Raw genomic sequence first — 17,500 nt, forward strand, 5'->3', positions numbered from 1 at the left:
GGCGGCGGGGTCTACGGCGGCGCACCGCAGGGCGGCGGCGTGTACGGCGGCGGCCGCGCGGAGCCGCCCCGGCGTGACTCGGACTACCGGGATCCGCGCGGGGGCCGCCGCAACGGGTACGACGACGGACGGGGCCAGTACGGGCAGGTGCCCGGCGGCCGCGAGTACCGCGGCGACCGCTACTGAGCACAGCGCCGGGTGACCGCCGGGCGGCGGTCACCCGGGCGGGTGTCAGATCCGACGCAGCACCGCGACGACGCGGCCCATGATGGTGGCGTCGTCGCCGGGGATCGGGTCGAAGGCCGGGTTCTGCGGCATCAGCCAGACGTGCCCGTCGCGGCGCCGGTAGGTCTTCACGGTCGCCTCGCCGTCGAGCATGGCCGCGACGATGTCGCCGGCCTCGGCGGTCGGCTGCTGGCGCACCACCACCCAGTCGCCGTCGCAGATCGCCGCGTCGAGCATCGAGTCGCCCTTGACCTGGAGCATGAAGACCTCGCCCTCACCAACCAGCTCGCGGGGGAGCGGGAAGATGTCCTCCACCGCCTGTTCGGCGAGGATCGGGCCACCGGCGGCGATCCGGCCCAGCATCGGCACGTACGCCGGGGTGGGCCGCTGGGCCCGGCTGAGCTCGTCGTCGGCGTCGCTGGGGGCGCGGACGTCGACCGCCCGGGGCCGGTTCGGGTCGCGGCGCAGGAAGCCCTTCTTCTCCAGCTCCTTGAGCTGGTAGGCGACGCTGGACGGGGAGACCAGGCCGACGGCCTCGCCGATCTCGCGCACGCTCGGCGGGTAGCCGTGGCGCTCCACCCAGGTGCGGATGAACTCCAGGATCCGGCGCTGCCGGGCGGTGAGGTCGACGGTGGCGGGGTCGGGGAAGCTGCTGACCACCGGGGTGACCGGGCGCACGGCGGGCTGGCCCGTCCGGCTGCGCGCGGCGCGGGGCCGTCGGGTCGCCGGCGGACCCGCCCCGTCGATCGGCTGCGGGTTCTTCTGCCGGTTGGCCCGGTCCTCGGTCACGTCCGTCCCTCCCTGGTCGGCGCTGGGTGCCTTGGCGGCTCGTGGTGCGCGCGGATGGTGCTGCCGACCGGTCGGAGGCGACACGCCGCGCCCGGTCGTTGTTGACCGTATAGGTGAGATCGGCCATTTTCAAACATCTGTACGACCTCTTGTCGGCGTGTCGGGGCTGAATCCGAGAATTCCGAACGCCTGTTCTGATAAATGATACGTCGGCTTCGAACGGGTGTTCGACGAAACGGCTGAGCGTGACCGGGGCGGGAGTCGCCCGTTGGGCTTTCGGCGACCCGCGGGGGAGGTGGGACGGGTGAGTGATCCTGGTGACGCGCCGGACACGCCGGCCAACTTGATTTCGCCTGGGCGACGACATACGGTCGACCCCTAGATGTAGTAGTCACATGGGCGTAAGTTGCCTACAGGTTGGGTTCGACTACCGACCGCACTCCCGTACCGTCGACCCGGCGGCGGCCATCGAACGGTGGGCGTCGTCGTGCCGACGTGTGCCCGGACGTGCGTCGGTGTGGCCCACGATCGACGAAGGAGGTCGGGCGAATGCGGTGTCCGTACTGCCGGCACGCCGACTCCCGGGTCGTCGACTCGCGGGAGGCCGACGACGGCCAGCTCATCCGGCGGCGGCGCTCCTGCCCGGAGTGCGGCAAGCGGTTCACCACCGTCGAGGAGGCGGTGCTCGCGGTGGTCAAGCGCAGCGGGGTGACCGAGCCGTTCAGCCGTACGAAGATCATCGGCGGGGTGCGCAAGGCGTGCCAGGGCCGGCCGGTCGACGACGACTCGATCGCGCTGCTGGCGCAGAAGGTCGAGGAGACCGTCCGGGCCAAGGGGGCCGCCGAGATCCCGAGCAACGAGGTGGGGCTGGCCATCCTGGGGCCGCTGCGCGACCTCGACGAGGTGGCGTACCTGCGCTTCGCCAGCGTTTACCGGTCCTTCGACTCGCTCGCCGACTTCGAGCGCGAGATCGAGACGCTGCGGGCCGCCGCGATCGCCCGGGAGGGCGCCGGGGCCGAGCCGGCCGAGGCCGCCGGCCGTACCACTTGAGTTTTTCGGATTTCTGACAGCAACGATGCGCGGTGGGTGACCGCGCAGACGAGGGGGCGGATGAGATGGCGGGGGACGGCGTGACAGCAAGCAAGTCGCGGACCCGGGCCGGCGCGACGGCGGGCCTGAAGCTCGAGCGGGTGTGGACGACCGAGGGGGTCCACCCGTACGACGAGGTGGCGTGGGAGCGCCGCGACGTCGTGATGACGAACTGGCGGGACGGCTCGATCAACTTCGAGCAGCGCGGGGTGGAGTTCCCCGAGTCCTGGAGCGTCAACGCGGCCAACATCGTGACCACCAAGTACTTCCGGGGCGCGGTGGGGACCCCGGAGCGGGAGTGGTCGCTCAAGCAGCTGATCGACCGGGTGGTCACCAGCTACCGCAAGGCGGGCGAGGAGCACGGCTACTTCGCCACCCCGGCCGACGCGGAGATCTTCGCGCACGAGCTGACCTGGATGCTGCTGCACCAGGTGTTCAGCTTCAACTCGCCGGTCTGGTTCAACGTGGGCACGCCGTCGCCGCAGCAGGTCAGCGCCTGCTTCATCCTCAGCGTCGACGACTCGATGGACTCGATCCTGGACTGGTACAAGGAGGAGGGGCTGATCTTCAAGGGCGGCTCCGGCTCCGGCGTCAACCTGTCCCGGATCCGCTCGTCGCGTGAGCTGCTCTCCTCCGGCGGCAACGCCTCCGGCCCGGTCAGCTTCATGCGCGGCGCGGACGCCTCCGCCGGCACCATCAAGTCCGGCGGCGCCACCCGGCGCGCGGCGAAGATGGTCATCCTCGACGTGGACCACCCGGACATCCAGGAGTTCGTGGTCACCAAGGCGCGCGAGGAGGACAAGATCCGCGCGCTGCGCGACGCCGGCTTCGACATGGACCTGGGCGGCGCGGACATCGTCAGCGTGCAGTACCAGAACGCCAACAACTCGGTCCGGGTCTCCGACGAGTTCATGACCGCGGTGGAGAACGGCGGCGGCTTCGACCTGCGCGGCCGGCTCGACGGGCAGACCATCGAGACGATCGACGCCAAGAAGCTGTTCCGCAGCATCTCCCAGGCCGCCTGGGAGTGCGCCGACCCCGGCCTGCAGTACGACGACACCATCAACGACTGGCACACCTGCCCGGAGACCGGGCGGATCACCGCGTCGAACCCGTGCTCGGAGTACCTGCATCTGGACAACTCCTCGTGCAATCTGGCCTCGCTGAACCTGATGAAGTTCCTCCGCGCCGACGGTGGCTTCGAGGTGGAGAAGTTCGTCAAGTCGGTCGAGTTCGTCATCACCGCGATGGACATCTCGATCTGCTTCGCCGACTTCCCGACCGAGAAGATCGGCGAGACCAGCCGCGCCTACCGGCAGCTCGGCATCGGCTACGCCAACCTCGGTGCCCTGCTGATGGCGTCGGGCCTGCCGTACGACTCGGAGCAGGGCCGCTCGGTCGCCGCGGCGATCACCTCGCTGATGACCGGCACCGCGTACCGTCGCTCGGCCGAGCTGGCCGGCGTCGTCGGTCCGTACGACGGCTACGCCCGCAACGCGGAGCCGCACAAGCGGGTCATGCGCAAGCACGCGGCCGCCAACGACGAGATCAAGCCGGCCGGCACCGTGGCCACCGCCATCGTCCGTGAGGCGACAAAGCAGTGGACCCAGGGCAACAAGATCGGTGACAAGAACGGCTGGCGTAACTCGCAGGCCAGCGTCCTCGCGCCGACCGGCACCATCGGCTTCATGATGGACTGCGACACCACCGGCGTGGAGCCGGACCTGGCGCTGGTCAAGTTCAAGAAGCTGGTTGGCGGCGGCTCGATGCAGATCGTCAACCAGACCGTTCCGCGCGCCCTGCGCAGCCTCGGCTACCCCGAGGAGCAGGTCGAGGCGATCGTCGAGCACATCGCCGACCACGGCCACGTGGTGGACGCCCCCGGGCTCAAGCCGGAGCACTACCCGGTCTTCGACTGCGCCATGGGCGAGCGCTCCATCGCGCCGATGGGTCACGTGCGGATGATGGCGGCGATCCAGCCGTTCGTCTCCGGCGCCATCTCCAAGACGGTCAACATGCCGGAGGCGGCCACCGTCGAGGACGTCGAGAAGATCTACTTCGAGGGCTGGAAGCTCGGCCTCAAGGCGCTGGCGATCTACCGGGACAACTGCAAGGTCGGCCAGCCGCTCTCGGTGGCCAAGTCCAACAAGGCCACCGAGCCGGCGGCCGTCGAGGCCGCCCCGGCCGCGCCGGTGGTGGAGAAGGTCGTCGAGTACCGGCCGGTGCGCAAGCGGCTGCCGAAGAAGCGCCCGTCGGAGACGGTCTCCTTCTCCGTCGGCGGTGCCGAGGGCTACCTCACCGCGTCGTCGTACCCGGACGACGGCCTCGGCGAGGTCTTCCTCAAGATGTCGAAGCAGGGCTCGACCCTGGCCGGCGTGATGGACGCCTTCTCGGTGGCCATCTCCATCGGTCTCCAGTACGGCGTCCCGCTGGAGACGTACGTCAGCAAGTTCACCAACATGCGCTTCGAGCCGGCCGGCATGACCGACGACCCGGACGTGCGGATGGCGGCCTCGGTGATGGACTACATCTTCCGTCGCCTGGCCCTGGACTTCCTGCCGTACGAGCGCCGCGCGGAGCTGGGCATCTTCACCGCCAAGGAGCGGGCCGCCCAGCTGCGGGCCGAGGCGGAGGCGGAGGCGAGCGGTGCGGACCTCACCGCGATGGCCGCCTCCGCCCCGGTCGAAACCAAGCCGGAGGAGCCGAAGACCGGCGCGGTCGCCCAGCCGGCGCAGGAGGTGGCGGAGGTCGCCGCCGCCAAGCCGGCACCGTCGGTGGGTTCCAGCACCGAGCTGCTGGAGGCCGTGCTCGGCAAGGCCGCCGACGCGCCGCTCTGCTTCACCTGCGGTACGAAGATGCGGCCGGCCGGTAGCTGCTACGTCTGCGAGGGCTGCGGCTCCACCAGCGGCTGCAGCTGACGTACGCCGACAGCAGCGAGCCCCGGGCGTTCCTGCGCCCGGGGCTCGCTGCTGTGATGCCGTGGTACCGGCTGCCTGTACGAGACGTCCGGTCAGCGGTCCTCGTCGCCGTCGGTGGGGCGGGGCGGGCGGTTATGCCGGGCCCACTCGTCCACTTCGTCCGCGTCCCAGATGGTCGTCCCGATCAGGCGGGCGATGGGCTCGGGGAAGCCGGGCCGGCGGGTGATCTGTAGAACCCGCTGCCGCGACACGCCGAACAGGGCGGCCAACTCACCGGGCCCGTACAAGCGCGGGCGCTTCACGGCAGGAAGGTGGGACGACGGCATCTTCAGGAGTAGCGCATCGTTGGCTAACGCCTCAAGCCAGCAACGAAGGCGGACCAGGATCGACCGTCGAACTGAAGAGTTGGACCCGAGGGGTCCTTGCTGTCGCGGACCAGGATGCTCCTGCGAAGGGCGGCCACCTCAACGCATGCGCCGCCGTTGTTGTCACTGCGGCTGGACTTGCGCCAGATCGGGCGATCCGAGGTCTCCATGACCACCCCCATAGGCCTGTCACCGCTTCCTGTCGTCCGCCATCCGCAGGATGAGCTTGCGCGACTCTACCGGCCCGAGAGCGGCTGCCCGGAGTCGGTCCCACAGCCGAGTGTAGGCCCGCACCGCGTCGGGTCGGTCAAGGTAATCGGCGTCGGTGAAGGTCTCGACGTAGATGACGTCCGACGCCGCGTCGTCACCGAACCGCAGAATGATGAAGTTGAAGGACGCCGTCTCGTAGGTCTGCGCGTCGAACGGGAAGACCTGGAGAGCGACGTTCGACTGCTTGCCGACTTCCGCGAGGTGAAGTAGTTGGCTGCGCATCGTCGCTGCGTCTCCGATGCTTCGGCGCAAAGCTGACTCGCTGAGGATGAAGCTGACGTCCGGCCCGTCTTCCTGCCTCAGTATCGCCTCTCGCTCCAGGCGCACGGCGACCTGCCGGTCCACATCCTCCGAGGTCGGTCGGGGATGGGCGCGCCGCTTCCTGGACAGCCTGCCGTGACGATGCATGGCCCGATTCTTCCGATCTGGACCTGCGGCGGCTGCGGCTCGCCCTGGCTCTGCGCTACCCGACGCAGCGAGTTGCGGGCCGAGTTCGACGGCGCGCCGGTGTCGCTGGGCCTCTACATGGGCTCCTACCTGGTGTGGGCCGCCGAGGACCTGACCTGGGTGCCGGCCGGTCTGCTGCACCGGCGGTTTCTCGGGTGGATCCGGTGATGGTGGCGGCCCTTCGCAACCGTGCTCACACGGTCATTCGGCGCGGCGACGAGCGGTTCCACTTCAGCGACGGCTCCCACAAGTGGATCCCGCCGGACCCCGACTACGACCAGGAAGCCTGGGACGCGATGGTCCGGCAGCATCAGCTCCAGCACGTGGAGGAGATTTCGCGGCGGCGCAGATCTCGCCAGCAGAGCGAGGGGCAGGGGTGACGGTCCTCCAGCACATCCTGAGCATCGGCGCGGGTCTCGCCCTCCTGGCCCGTGTCGTGCGGACCGCTGCTTCGGGCGGGTCCGGTCGGACGGCGGTTGCCGAGGCGACGGCAGAGCCTCGGGGACCACCGCACCCTCGGAATAGGTGCCCTGCCCAGCTGACCAGGCGTTTCGGACGATGCACACCAAGCGGATCGAGACCGCCCGCTTCTGGAAATCATGCACCTGTTCTGGAAGTATCGGGATGAACGGGTACCGAGCTGCGCTGGAGTCGACAGTTCGAGATGAAGCCCGACGCTTCGGTGGACAACGTGGTCAAGGAGCGAAACCTCAACGCGCAGACCGAGGCCGAGATGAGCTGGATCAAGCAGATCATCGAGCGGGCCGCAGCAGACCGGGCGGTGACCGGCCGTCGGCCTGCCCGAAGGTGAGGCACCGGTGGCCGAGATCGTGGACCCGTCCACGGTCGAGGGAAGAGGTCGGTCGGCCCGACCGCGAGGAGAAAGTCATGACCTGTGAACTTCATGGCAAGAACGTCATCGTCACCGGGGGGACCCGGGGAATCGGTCGGGGCATCACGCTCGGACTGGCCAACGGCGGAGCGAACGTGATCGCCTGCTACCGGACCGAGGGCGAGCACATCGAAGCACTCGCCCAGCAACTCAAGGAAACGCCAGGCACCCACCGGCTGATCCGGGCCGACGTGACCGACGCCGAGGATGTCGAGCGGCTCGTCGACGAGGCCCGGAGCACCCACCGGACGCTCCACGGCCTGGTGCACAACGCGGGGGTGATCAGCCAGGTGCCGTTCGGCGAGCTGACGCCCCGGGAGTGGCATCGGGTGGTGGACACCACCCTCACCGCGGCTTACCTCGTCGTCAACAAGGCACTGCCGCTGATGAGCGCGGGCTCCTCGGTGGTGGCCATCGGTTCCCGGGCGGCCACGGTCGGGATCCCGCTGCGGGCACACTACACCGCGGCGAAGGCCGGCCTCGTCGGGCTGATGCGCTCGCTGGCCAAGGAACTGAGCCCGCAGGGCATCCGCGTCAACGTGGTCGCCCCGGGCACGATCGAAACCGAGGAGGCGGCGCGGGACTCGTCAGAAGAGCGGCGGGCGTACGTCGAACGCCACTCGCGGATGATCGCGTTGAGGCGCTACGGGCGGCCGGAGGAGGTGGCCAACCCGGTGGCCTTCCTGCTCAGTGACCAGTCCTCCTACATCACTGGGGAAACCCTGCACGTCGACGGAGGGATCTGAGGCTAACCCTCCGACGAGTGACCCGATCCGGAGGCGACCGCCTCGGCGAGGCGGGCGGCGAGGAAAATTCGCTCGGCGTCATTGTCCACCAGGTCCAGCGCCGCCCGGTACGCGGTCGCCGCCTCCCGCTGCCGGCCCAGCCGGCGCAGCAGGTCCGCCCGGATCGCCGGCAGGTAGTGGTACTCGGCCAACCGGGCGTCCTCCGTCAGGGCGTCGACCTCGGACAGCGCCGTCGAGGGTCCGTCGACCATCGACACCGCCACGGCACGGTTGAGCGCGACGACCGGCGAGGGCCAGCGTTTCAGCAGCTCGTCGTAGAGGCGTACCACCTGGGGCCAGTCGGTGGCCGCGTAGCTGGGGGCGACGGCGTGCAGCGAGGCGATGGCGGCCTGGAGCGCGTACCGGCCGACCCGGCCGGTCCGGAACGCGCCGACGACCAGGCGGTTGCCCTCGGAGATGGCGGCCCGATCCCAGGCGGACCGGTCCTGCTCCGCCAGCACCAGCAGCCGCCCCTCCGCGTCGGTCCGGGTGGCCGGCGGGCGTCGGTGAGCAGCAGCAGGGCGAGCAGCCCGCGCACCTCCGGCTCGTCGGGCATCAGGGCCAGCAGCATGCGGGTCAGGTGCAGCGCCCGGTCCACCAGGTCGGCGCGGACCAGGTCGGCGCCGGACGGAGCCGTGTGCCCGGTTGTGTAGAGCAGGTGGACGACGGTCAGCACCGCATCCAGCCGTTCGGGCAGCTCGGCGGCCTCCGGCACCCGGTATGGGATCCGGGCCGCCGCGATCTTCTTCTTGGCCCGGGTGACCCGCGCGGCCATCGTCGTCTCGGGGACGAGGAACGCGCGGGCGATGTCGCCCGTGCTCACCCCGCACACCAGGCGCAGGGTCAGCGCCACCTGGGCCTCCCGGGCCAGTGCCGGATGGCAGCAGGTGAAGACCAGCCGCAGCCGGTCGTCGGGCACCGCGTCCTCGTCGGGGTCCGCCACGGCCTCCTCCTCCGCCGGTTCCACGAGCAGGGGCATCTTCGACCGGAACACCTTTTCCCGGCGCAGGACGTCCAGCGCCTTGCGCTTCGCGGTGGCGGTCAGCCAGGCGCCGGGCTTGTGGGGTACGCCGTCCCGCGCCCAGGCGTCCAGGGCGGCGAGGTACGCGTCCTGCACGCACTCCTCTGCGACGTCGAGGTCGCCGGCGACGCGCGCCGTCGCGGCGAGCACGAAGGCCCACTCGCGACGGTGCGCGTCCGCCACGGCGCGTTCGGCCGCGGCCGTGCCGGCGTTGCTCACTCGGACGGCGGGACGAACAGCGGGCGTACCTCGACGCCCCCGTCGATGGTGGCCGGGTTCAGCTTGGCGATCTTCAGGGCGACGTCCAGGTCCGGCGCCTCCAGGATGAAGAACCCGGCGACCACCTCCTTGGCCTCGATGAACGGGCCGTCGGTGACGAGGTCGCCGCGGATCGCCGTGGCGGTGGTGCTGGGCTGGAGGGCGAACCCAGTCACGATCTTCCCGCCCAGCTCCTCGACCTGGGCCGGGTACCGCTCCAGCAGCGCCAGGTAGTCGGGCGTGATCTCCATCGGGTCGGCCGGCGCGGGCGAGTAGATCAGGACTGCGTACTGGGCCATCAGGTTCTCCTCAGGGTGTCGTTCCATCTTCTTGCCATCCCGACGAGCGGGTCCGGCCGGATTCGACAGCGGTCCGGGAAATTCTGCCCCGCCCACCTTGATCGGCGGGACCTCGCGCCGCCGGGGTGCGGTGCGACCATGGGGACATGTCGATCGCCGAGGTCTACTCCGGGTTCGCCACCCGCGAGGCGCACGGCGTGTCACCCGCGTACGAGCGGCTGGCACTGGCGGTTTCCCGCGACGACGAGGTGCTCGCCCTGCTCGGCACGCTGCCGCCGGCCAAGCGGCAGCCGAATCTGCTGTTCGGCGTCGTACGGCTGCTCGGCGGCCCGGTCGAGGACCCGGCGGCGTTCCACGACTGGGCGGTGGCGAACTGGCCGGCGATCGCCGCGGAGATGCGCAGCCGGGCCACGCAGACGAACGAGGCCGGGCGGTGTGCCGTCCTGCTACCGGTGCTCGCCGCGCTGCCGCGACCGCTCGCGCTGCTGGAGGTCGGTGCCTCCGCCGGGCTCTGCCTCTATCCCGACCGGTACGCCTACCGCTACGGCGACCACCAGGTTGGCTCCGGGGAACCGGTCCTCGAGTGCGCGGCGACCGGCATGGCACCGCCGGCCGGCCTGCCCGAGGTGGTGTGGCGGGCCGGCCTCGACCTGAACCCGCTCGACGTGACCGGCCCGGCGGATCTCGCCTGGCTCGACGCCCTCATCTGGCCGGAGCACACCCACCGCCGGGCCCGGCTGCGGGCCGTTGCGGCCGTCGCCGCGGCCGAGCCGCCCCTGCTGGTACGCGGCGACCTGGTGGACGACCTGCCGGCGCTGGCCGCGCAGGCACCGGCGGGCGCGACCCTGGTGGTGTTCCACTCCTCCGTGCTCTACCAGGTTCCGGCATCGCGGCGGGCGGCCTTCGTCGAGGTGGTACGCGGCCTCCCCGGGCACTGGATCGCGAACGAGGACCCGGACGTGCTGCGCCACGACACGCTGCCGGAGCCGCCGGGCGGGGCACTGAACAACGTGCTCGCGCTGGACGGGAGGCCGCTCGCCTGGACCCGCGGGCACGGCCAGGCGATCAGCTGGTTCGCGTGACGTCAGCGACCGCCGGGAAGTCGCGCATCCGGCGCAGCGGGGAGCAGACGACGAACAGGGCGGCGCCCCACATGCCGAGCACGCAGACCCACAGTGCCGGCCGCAGCCCGAGCTGACTGGCGAGCGTTCCACCGGCGAGGGCGCCGAGCGGGACCGCCCCGTACGAGAACCAGAGGAACGCGGCGTTGACCCGGCCCAGCAGGTGGGCCGGGGTGATCCGCTGCCGGTACGTCATTGCCGCGACGTTGTAGAGCACCGCGTTGGTCGAGAACGCCGCCATGCCCACGCCGTAGAGGACAACTCCCCAGCCGGGCCTGGCCAGCGGCATCAGCAGATAGAGCGGGCCGGGCGCGGCCATGGCCACCCAGATCGTCCGGGCGGTGCCGAGCAGCGCGGTCAGGCGAGCGGCCAGCATGCCGGTGAGCAGCCCGCCGATCGAGCCGATGGAGAACACGAGCCCGACCGTCACCGCCGAGGCGTGGACGGTGCGCAGCAGGTAGGCCACGTCGATGGAGCGGGCCGCCATGACGAAGAAGTTGGACGTCGCGGTGCAGGCGAGCACCTTGGCCAGGATCCGCTGGCGGCGGATGAAACCCAGCCCCTCGGTCAGCGCCGCGCGGACCGGAACCCGCCCGGGACCGGGGGCCTCCGGGTCGGCGGCCCGGCGCCGGATCAGCAGCAGGGTCACCGCGCTGACCAGGAAGCTCAGGCTGTCGGCGAGGAAGGTGCGGGTGGCGCCGACCAGCCCGACCAGCGCACCGCCGGCCGTCGGCCCGGCCAGTTGCGCGAGGTTCTCCGTCACCTCCAGCCGGGCGTTGCCCTCGGCCAGGTGCTCCGCCGGCACGAGGCCGGGCAGCATGCTCCGGTACGCCACGGTGAAGGCGACGGTCAGCACACCGGAGAGGGCGACCACGACGTACAAGAAGACCAGGGTGAGGTGGCCGACCAGGGCGACCACCGGCAGTGACAGCAGGAGCGCGGCCCGGCCCAGGTCGCACGCGATCATCAGCCGCCGCTGGTCGACCCGGTCGGCGAGGATCCCGGCGGGCAGCGAGAAGATCAGGTACGGCAGCCAGGCCAGAAAGGTCAGCAGGGAGATCTGGAAGACGCCGGCGCCGAGGGTGTCCGCCGCGAGCAGCGGCACCGCCACGCCGGAGACCCGGGTGCCGATCTCGCTGACCGTCTGGCCGCTCCACAGCAGCAGGAAGTTCCGGCTGCGCCAGAGCGAGGGGCGGGCCATCGCCGGAGCGGTTCGGGTGAGGTGCGCCGTCACTGCTGGGCCTGTCTGTCGACGAACACCGCGGGCTGGTCGCCGCGGCCCGGGCACCCTACCCCCGGGCCCGGACGGACGGCACCGCAATTGCGGACCGGGCGCGGTCCGCAGGCCCGGCCCGACTAGGGTCTGAAGATCATGACGGAACCACACTGGATGTCCGAGACCCGCGCCGCGTACGACACCGTCGCCGTCGACTACGCCCGGCTCATACCCGATGTGGAGGAGGGGACGCTGGACCGGGCGATGCTGGCCGCGTTCGCCGAGCAGGTCGGCGGAGCGGGTCCGGTGGTCGAGGTGGGCTGCGGCACCGGACGGATCACCGCCCACCTGCGCGACCTCGGACTGGACGTCTCCGGGATCGACCTGTCACCCGGCATGGTCGAGGTGGCCCGGCGGAACCACCCGGGGCTGTGCTTCGCGGTCGGCTCGATGACCGACCTGCCGCTGCCGGACGGCGCCCTGGCCGGTCTCGTCGCCTGGTACTCGATCATCCACGTGCCGCCGGCGCTGCTGCCCGGCGTGTTCGCCGGGTTCCACCGAGTGCTCGCCCCCGGTGGTCGGCTGCTGCTCGCCTTCAAGGCCGGCGACCGCCTGGTCCGGCTCGAGGAGGCGTACGGCCACACCGTCTCGTACGACGTGCACTGGCTGTCGCCCGACCGGGTCGCCGAACAGCTCGCCGACGCTGGGTTCGCGTTGCACGCCCGGCTGGACCGGGAGCGCGAGGGCCGGGACAAGGGGCCGCAGTCGTTGATGCTGGCGGTCCGGGCGGACGGGATCGACCAGTGAGCGTCGTCCTGTTCACCCTCGGCGGCACCATCGCGATGGCCGGGGCCGGGCCGACGGGCGTGGTCGCCCGGCTGACCGGCGCCGAGCTCGCCGCCGCCGTGCCCGGGCTGGCCGACCTTCCGCTCCAGGTGCGGGACGTCCAGGCCGTGCCGAGCGCCGACCTGACGTACCGCCGGATCCTCGACCTGGTGGCCGCGGCGGGCGCGGCGGTGGCGGACGGGGCGACCGGCGTGGTGGTGAGCCAGGGCACCGACACCCTGGAGGAGACGGCCTTCCTGGCCGACCTGGTCTGGCCGCACCCGGCGCCGCTGGTCTTCACCGGCGCGATGCGCAACCCGACCCTGGCCGGGCCGGACGGCCCGGCGAACCTGCTCGCCGCCGTCCGGGTCGCCGCCGCGCCGGCCGCCCGCGACCTCGGCGTCCTGGTCGCGTTCAACGACGAGATCCACGCCGCCCGGTACGTCCGCAAGACGCACAGCACCAGCACCGCCACCTTCGCCTCGCCCAACGCCGGCCCGCTCGGCCACGTGATCGAGGGTGAGGTACGGCTGCTGACCCGGCCGGCGCGGCACGCCCCGCTGCCGCCCGTGGACCCGGACCGGCTGGCCGCCACCCGGGTGGCGCTGCACACCGTCACCCTCGACGACGAGGTGGCGCTGCTCGACGGGCTCGCCCACGGGCGGCAGGGCCTGGTCGTGGCCGGCTTCGGGGTCGGTCACGTGCCGCCCGCCTTCGCGCCGGTGCTCGGTGCCCTCGCCGAGCGGATGCCGGTGGTGCTCACCTCGCGGACCGGTGCGGGGGCGGTGCTGCGGCACACCTACGGCGCCGTCGGCTCGGAGACCGACCTCCAGCGGCGCGGGCTGGTCAACGGCGGGCTGCTCGACCCGTACAAGGCGAAGGTGCTGCTCCGGCTGCTGCTGGCGGGCGGCGCGGACCGCGAGGGGATCGCCGCCGCCTTCGCCCGCCACGGCTGATTCATCTACGACATCAGCTTCACAGCGTCCTGGCGGCATCTCGGCCGTCGCAGCGTGCGGCTGTCCGGCCACCACCCCGGAGCCACCCTCAACGGTCCATCACCCGGCCAGCCCGGCTGCGCCTGAGCCGGCCGGCCGGGGCTCCGTAGACTCGCCGGGTGACCGGAGAGCGACGACCGTTGGCGGACCGGCCGCTGACCGGGCCGCACCCGTCCCGGCTGCCGCCCGAGCATCCCGACCGGGTGCGCATCCTGGCCGCCCACGCCGCCGCCCTGGCCGCGGGGGAGGCCGGCTACCTCGACCCGGCGACCGGGCTCTTCGTGCTCAGCGCCGGCTTCCTGGCCCGGCGCGGCACCTGCTGTGGGCGAGGGTGTCGGCACTGTCCGTATGTGGACGATTGAGGGCTTCCGCCCGCCCGGGGGCAGCCCGTACGGTGTCCGACGGACATCCGGCGGGGAGCCGCCGGCGAGGAGGGGTGGGCGTGCACGGGCGGATCTGGCTTGCCGGCGTGGCCGTGGTGCTGACCGCCGGCTGCGCCAAGGAGGCCGAGCCGGTGGCGGTGCCCGCAGCCGAGCCGGTGACCGTCGAGGTGGCGGCGGCCTCGTCCGGCGGCGCCTGCCGACTGCTCGACTTCGCGACCATCGCGAAGCAGACCGGCGGCCGGTTCGACGTGGCGGCGGCCAGCGACCGCGGGGACACCCACACCTGCGTCGTCCGGGCCGAGCAGGCCGTCCTGCCGGAGCTGACCCTCACGGTCACCGAGACGTCGATCGACAAGTCGACCTTCAGCCTCGACGTCCTGCCCGACGGGGCGAAGAAGGTCACCAAGCTCGGTCAGGTCGCGTACCGCCGCACGCTGCCCAAGACGGCGACGGCCGGGCCGGCGGCCGAGGTGGGTTGGCTCGCCACCGACGGGCGGCTGGCCACCCTGAGCTGGACCTGCCCGCGCGGCGCCGACAAGGCGGCCGCGGAGGCGGTGGCCGGCAAGCTGGTCACCCTGGCGAAGACGGTGGACACCCGCCGGATGTGAGCCCGCCGGAGGTCAGCGGGCGGCGACGAACACCCGGGAGGCCACCTCGCGGGGCAGCCGGACCCGGTCACCGGAGCGGTCGATCGACACGCCGTCCCGTTCCTGGGCCACGGTCACCGTGGCGCCCGGGTCGACGCCCGCCGCGTGCAGCTGCCGGAGCACGTCCGCGTCCGTCTGCACGCTCTCGCAGATCCGCCGGACCACGACCGGGCCGGAGAGGCCCGGGAACGCCAGGTTGCGCTCGGCCTCGGCGACCTCGGTCTCCGGCTGCTCGGGGGTGCCCAGCTCCTCCAGGCCCGGGATGGGGTTGCCGTACGGCGAGCGGGTCGGCCGGTTGAGCAGGTCGTAGACCCGCTTCTCGACCGCGTCGCTCATCACGTGCTCCCACCGGCAGGCCTCCTCGTGGGCCTCCTCGTAGGGCATCCCGATCACGTTGACCAGCAGCAACTCGGCCAGGCGGTGCTTGCGCATCACCGAGACGGCACTGCTGCGGCCCAGCGCGGTGAGCGACAGGTGCCGGTCGCCCTCGACGGTGAGCAGGCCGTCCCGCTCCATCCGGGCGACGGTCTGGCTGACGGTGGGACCGCTCTGCCGCAGCCGCTCGGCGATCCGGGCACGCAGCGGCGGCACCCCCTCCTCCTCCAGCTCGAGGATGGTGCGCAGGTACATCTCGGTCGTATCGACGAGTGAGTGAGCGTTTATCTTAATCACCTGTCAGCGAGGAACGTACCGGAGGCTCTAGTGTCTCACGATCGACCGCCGATCGACCACCACCACCCCGGAGGCAGCCGTGGGTGAGCCCGTACCCCTGAGATGCGCCATCTACTGCCGGATCAGCGAAGACCGCGAGGGGCTTGAGAAGGGCGTCGTACGGCAGGAGGAAGACTGCCGGGAGTTGGCGGAGCGCCACGGCTTCGAGGTGGTCAGGGTCTACATCGACAACGACCTGTCCGCCTCGGTGAAGGCCAAGAAGCCCCGCCCGGAGTTTGAGGCCATGATGCGCCAGGCGGAGGCCGGGCACATCGACGTGATCGTGTCCTACTCCAACAGCCGACTCACCCGCCGGCCCCTTGAGCTTGAGTGGCTGATCGCCCTTCACCAGCGGCACGGAACCATCCTCCGCACGGTGGTCAGCGGTAACGACGACCTGAGCACGGCTGACGGTCGGCTGATGGCTCGGGTCAAGGCTGACTTTGACGCGGCGGAGGTGGAGCGCACCGCGGAGCGTGTGGCCCGCGCCGCCAGGCAGCGCCGCGAGGAGGGCGCCTACACGGTGGGGCGCGGACGTTCGGCTACGTCCACGGCTCCCCGCTCGGCTACTGCCAAGAGATCGACCCGGTTGCCGCCAAGGCCATCCGGGAGGGCATGGAGCGCCTGTTCCAGACCGGCCGGGTGTCCGAGGTCCGGAAGCTCTGGCAGCGCATGGGGGTCCTCACCCCGCTGGGGAAGGAATGGCGCAACGACGGCAACGTGGCCCGGACCCTGCGAAACCCCCGCATCGCCGGGCTGGTGGCCCACGACGGAAAGATCGTCGGGGAAGGCAATTGGCCCGCCATCATCACCCGGGCCGAACATGAGGCCATCCTTGAAGCCCTCGGCAACCGGGGAGCCAAGAAGAAGGGCGGACCCCCGAGGCCCCGCAAGTACCTGCTGCCGGGGTTCGTGTACTGCGTGTGCGGCACCCCGATGTCCGCCCAGGTGTACGACCCGCCGGGGGAGACCAAGTACAGCCGGTACAACCGCTACGTCTGCATCTCCCAGCGGGGAGGATGCGGCCAGTGCTCCCGCCAGCGCCCCTGGCTGGAGGATGTGGTCAGAGAGTGGGTGGCCGGCGCTATCGAAGGCCACTCCAGCGTCCCCGAGGACCAGGCCGACGATCCCAACCCTGCCATTGAGGCTGAAATCCGGGAGCTTGAGGAGGGGATCAAGCGCCTGCGGAGCGCCGTGGCCAAGGGCGTCTTCACCGACGATGAGGCCCTGGAGGAGATCATCCCCATGCGGGAGAAGATCCAGGAGCTGCGCGCCATGCAGGGGGAGCTGGCCAGGGAAGCGGCGATGATCCCGGTTGACAACGATGAGGAACTACAAGACTGGCTTGACGATGATCCGGAGACTCTGCATAGGCGCAGGGAGATCCTGGGCCGCTACGTCAAGCGGATCATCGTCAAGCCAGTAGGTAAGGGAGGCAGCAACGGATGGGACGGGCCGCCGCCTGACTCGGTGGTTATCGTCCCTGCCGGCTGAGCCGGTCTCTCCGGATGGATCGGAGGATGGCTATCACCTCGCGCGTCCCACATCATCTGGTACTGCTCGCCGGGCAAGTGGCGGACCAAGGCGATGGCGACGGGCACCGGGCCGAGCGGCACGCCGTTCGCCTTCAGCCCTGACGACAAGGCTGAGGCGCGGATCGTGTCCTGCCCGAAGCCGCGGAAGTAGGATCTGGTCATGGGCAAGACGTGGGGCGTGGCAGTCGAGTATCAGGGCGTGCCCGTCGAGTACCCGGAGGATGGGTCGATCGACGAGCGCGTGGAGTTGGCCAGCATGACGGTGGACGGGGAGAGCAAGACACGCATCACCGCCTCGGTGGCGGCTGAGACGGAGGAGCAGGCACGCGAGATCGGGGCGGCCGGCATCGCCGAGCTGGCCCGGAGCCTGCGCCTGCCGGCCGAGCCCGTCAGGGTCCTCGTCACTGACTAACCGAACAGCAAGAGAAGGCCCGGCTCCCTGCGATGGCCTCCCGGTGGTCGATGCTACCCGGAGGTACGACGATCGACCGCCCGCGAACCGCGAGGTCGCTGCCTGGATGGTGTTGACTTGGACCTCATGTCCGGAACCGAGGAGCTGCTGGTCGAGGCCGACGGGCTCGCCGCCGAGCTCGACCGCGCCGACCCGCCCACCCTGCTCGACGTCCGCTGGCGCCTCGCCGGCCCGCCCGGCCGGGACGACTCGCGGCCGGCCACCTGCCCGGCGCGGCTTCGTCGACCTGGACACCGA

At 71.3% G+C, this 17,500-nt stretch carries 20 protein-coding genes and 4 pseudogenes; 16 read left to right on the plus strand and 8 right to left on the minus strand.

Annotated features, from left to right (window positions below; all coding sequences use genetic code 11):
- A pseudogene (locus tag JNW87_RS19860) lies at positions 1-186 on the plus strand (hypothetical protein); the annotation flags it as partial.
- A gap of 45 nt (positions 187-231) precedes the next feature.
- Here JNW87_RS19860 and lexA read toward each other — a convergent pair.
- Positions 232-1,014 carry a transcriptional repressor LexA gene (gene lexA, locus JNW87_RS19865; RefSeq protein WP_109805218.1) on the minus strand — a complete coding sequence of 261 codons (783 nt, stop codon included), beginning with the start codon at positions 1,012-1,014 and terminating at the stop codon, positions 232-234.
- Positions 1,015-1,563: 549 nt separating this feature from the next.
- On the opposite strand from lexA, the gene nrdR reads away from it, so the two are divergent.
- Complete coding sequence (gene nrdR, locus JNW87_RS19870) at positions 1,564-2,064, plus strand: transcriptional regulator NrdR (protein ID WP_238454182.1); 501 nt, start codon at positions 1,564-1,566, stop codon at positions 2,062-2,064.
- Between the two features lie 65 nt (positions 2,065-2,129).
- Positions 2,130-5,021, plus strand: a complete 2,892-nt coding sequence (locus JNW87_RS19875) for a vitamin B12-dependent ribonucleotide reductase (RefSeq protein ID WP_238454195.1) — start codon at positions 2,130-2,132, stop codon at positions 5,019-5,021.
- Between the two features lie 92 nt (positions 5,022-5,113).
- On the opposite strand, the gene JNW87_RS19880 is transcribed toward JNW87_RS19875, so the two are convergent.
- Genes JNW87_RS19880 through JNW87_RS19890 form a run of 3 tightly spaced genes read right to left on the minus strand, consistent with a single transcriptional unit; the run spans position 5,114 to position 6,064 of the window.
- Positions 5,114-5,323: an AlpA family transcriptional regulator gene (locus tag JNW87_RS19880; RefSeq protein WP_109805215.1), complete on the minus strand. Its 210-nt coding sequence runs from the start codon at positions 5,321-5,323 to the stop codon at positions 5,114-5,116.
- Between the two features lie 47 nt (positions 5,324-5,370).
- Entirely contained in the window at positions 5,371-5,568 is a 198-nt protein-coding gene (locus JNW87_RS19885) for a DUF397 domain-containing protein (RefSeq protein ID WP_375373523.1), read from the minus strand.
- A 7-nt stretch (positions 5,569-5,575) separates the two neighbouring features.
- Positions 5,576-6,064, minus strand: a complete 489-nt coding sequence (locus JNW87_RS19890) for a DUF5753 domain-containing protein (protein WP_255544096.1) — start codon at positions 6,062-6,064, stop codon at positions 5,576-5,578.
- Between JNW87_RS19890 and JNW87_RS19895 the strand changes: the two genes are divergently transcribed.
- From JNW87_RS19895 to JNW87_RS19910, 4 genes are all read left to right on the plus strand, one after another.
- Complete coding sequence (locus JNW87_RS19895; protein WP_238454185.1) at positions 6,059-6,271, plus strand: hypothetical protein; 213 nt, start codon at positions 6,059-6,061, stop codon at positions 6,269-6,271. The two genes, JNW87_RS19890 and JNW87_RS19895, sit on opposite strands and share 6 nt — an antisense overlap.
- Complete coding sequence (locus JNW87_RS19900; RefSeq protein ID WP_238454186.1) at positions 6,271-6,483, plus strand: hypothetical protein; 213 nt, start codon at positions 6,271-6,273, stop codon at positions 6,481-6,483. Before JNW87_RS19895 ends, JNW87_RS19900 begins: the two co-directional genes overlap by 1 nt.
- A gap of 284 nt (positions 6,484-6,767) precedes the next feature.
- The gene (locus tag JNW87_RS19905) at positions 6,768-6,914 is read left to right on the plus strand and encodes a hypothetical protein (protein ID WP_238454187.1); all 147 of its coding nucleotides are present in this window, start codon (positions 6,768-6,770) and stop codon (positions 6,912-6,914) included.
- 77 nt (positions 6,915-6,991) lie between these two features.
- On the plus strand, positions 6,992-7,741 hold the full coding sequence (locus JNW87_RS19910) for an SDR family NAD(P)-dependent oxidoreductase (protein ID WP_238454188.1): 750 nt from the start codon (positions 6,992-6,994) through the stop codon (positions 7,739-7,741).
- Positions 7,742-7,743: 2 nt separating this feature from the next.
- Here the strand turns inward: JNW87_RS19910 and JNW87_RS19915 are convergent.
- Both JNW87_RS19915 and JNW87_RS19920 read right to left on the minus strand, forming a co-directional pair.
- Positions 7,744-8,951 (minus strand): annotated as a pseudogene (locus JNW87_RS19915) (RNA polymerase sigma factor).
- Between the two features lie 65 nt (positions 8,952-9,016).
- The gene (locus tag JNW87_RS19920) at positions 9,017-9,358 is read right to left on the minus strand and encodes a YciI family protein (protein ID WP_109805213.1); all 342 of its coding nucleotides are present in this window, start codon (positions 9,356-9,358) and stop codon (positions 9,017-9,019) included.
- Positions 9,359-9,504: 146 nt separating this feature from the next.
- Between JNW87_RS19920 and JNW87_RS19925 the strand changes: the two genes are divergently transcribed.
- Entirely contained in the window at positions 9,505-10,440 is a 936-nt protein-coding gene (locus JNW87_RS19925) for a DUF2332 domain-containing protein (protein WP_238454189.1), read from the plus strand.
- Here JNW87_RS19925 and JNW87_RS19930 read toward each other — a convergent pair.
- Positions 10,424-11,713, minus strand: coding sequence for an MFS transporter (locus tag JNW87_RS19930; RefSeq protein ID WP_238454190.1), 1,290 nt, complete (start codon positions 11,711-11,713; stop codon positions 10,424-10,426). The two genes, JNW87_RS19925 and JNW87_RS19930, sit on opposite strands and share 17 nt — an antisense overlap.
- A gap of 156 nt (positions 11,714-11,869) precedes the next feature.
- On the opposite strand from JNW87_RS19930, the gene JNW87_RS19935 reads away from it, so the two are divergent.
- The 4 genes from JNW87_RS19935 to JNW87_RS19950 all read left to right on the plus strand — a co-directional run bounded on the left by JNW87_RS19935 (position 11,870) and on the right by JNW87_RS19950 (position 14,506).
- Entirely contained in the window at positions 11,870-12,502 is a 633-nt protein-coding gene (locus JNW87_RS19935) for a class I SAM-dependent methyltransferase (protein ID WP_238454191.1), read from the plus strand.
- Positions 12,499-13,476, plus strand: coding sequence for an asparaginase (locus tag JNW87_RS19940; RefSeq protein ID WP_309233995.1), 978 nt, complete (start codon positions 12,499-12,501; stop codon positions 13,474-13,476). Before JNW87_RS19935 ends, JNW87_RS19940 begins: the two co-directional genes overlap by 4 nt.
- Before the next feature lie 158 nt (positions 13,477-13,634).
- Positions 13,635-13,877, plus strand: coding sequence for a DUF5522 domain-containing protein (locus tag JNW87_RS19945; protein WP_238454192.1), 243 nt, complete (start codon positions 13,635-13,637; stop codon positions 13,875-13,877).
- An 80-nt stretch (positions 13,878-13,957) separates the two neighbouring features.
- The gene (locus tag JNW87_RS19950; protein ID WP_238454193.1) at positions 13,958-14,506 is read left to right on the plus strand and encodes a hypothetical protein; all 549 of its coding nucleotides are present in this window, start codon (positions 13,958-13,960) and stop codon (positions 14,504-14,506) included.
- 12 nt (positions 14,507-14,518) lie between these two features.
- Here the strand turns inward: JNW87_RS19950 and JNW87_RS19955 are convergent, their stop codons facing one another.
- On the minus strand, positions 14,519-15,217 hold the full coding sequence (locus JNW87_RS19955) for a metal-dependent transcriptional regulator (RefSeq protein ID WP_109805207.1): 699 nt from the start codon (positions 15,215-15,217) through the stop codon (positions 14,519-14,521).
- A gap of 79 nt (positions 15,218-15,296) precedes the next feature.
- On the opposite strand from JNW87_RS19955, the pseudogene JNW87_RS41580 reads away from it, so the two are divergent.
- The 4 genes and pseudogenes from JNW87_RS41580 to JNW87_RS19970 form a co-directional block, all read left to right on the plus strand.
- Positions 15,297-15,761: pseudogene (locus JNW87_RS41580) on the plus strand (recombinase family protein); the annotation flags it as partial.
- Between the two features lie 74 nt (positions 15,762-15,835).
- Positions 15,836-16,750 carry a recombinase family protein gene (locus tag JNW87_RS19960; protein WP_309233996.1) on the plus strand — a complete coding sequence of 305 codons (915 nt, stop codon included), beginning with the start codon at positions 15,836-15,838 and terminating at the stop codon, positions 16,748-16,750.
- Positions 16,751-16,951: 201 nt separating this feature from the next.
- Positions 16,952-17,203, plus strand: a complete 252-nt coding sequence (locus JNW87_RS19965) for a hypothetical protein (RefSeq protein WP_109805205.1) — start codon at positions 16,952-16,954, stop codon at positions 17,201-17,203.
- Positions 17,204-17,329: 126 nt separating this feature from the next.
- Positions 17,330-17,500 (plus strand): annotated as a pseudogene (locus tag JNW87_RS19970) (sulfurtransferase); the annotation flags it as partial.

Source organism: Micromonospora sp. ATA51, assembly GCF_016802855.1.
Taxonomy (GTDB): Bacteria; Actinomycetota; Actinomycetes; order Mycobacteriales; family Micromonosporaceae; genus Micromonospora; species Micromonospora sicca.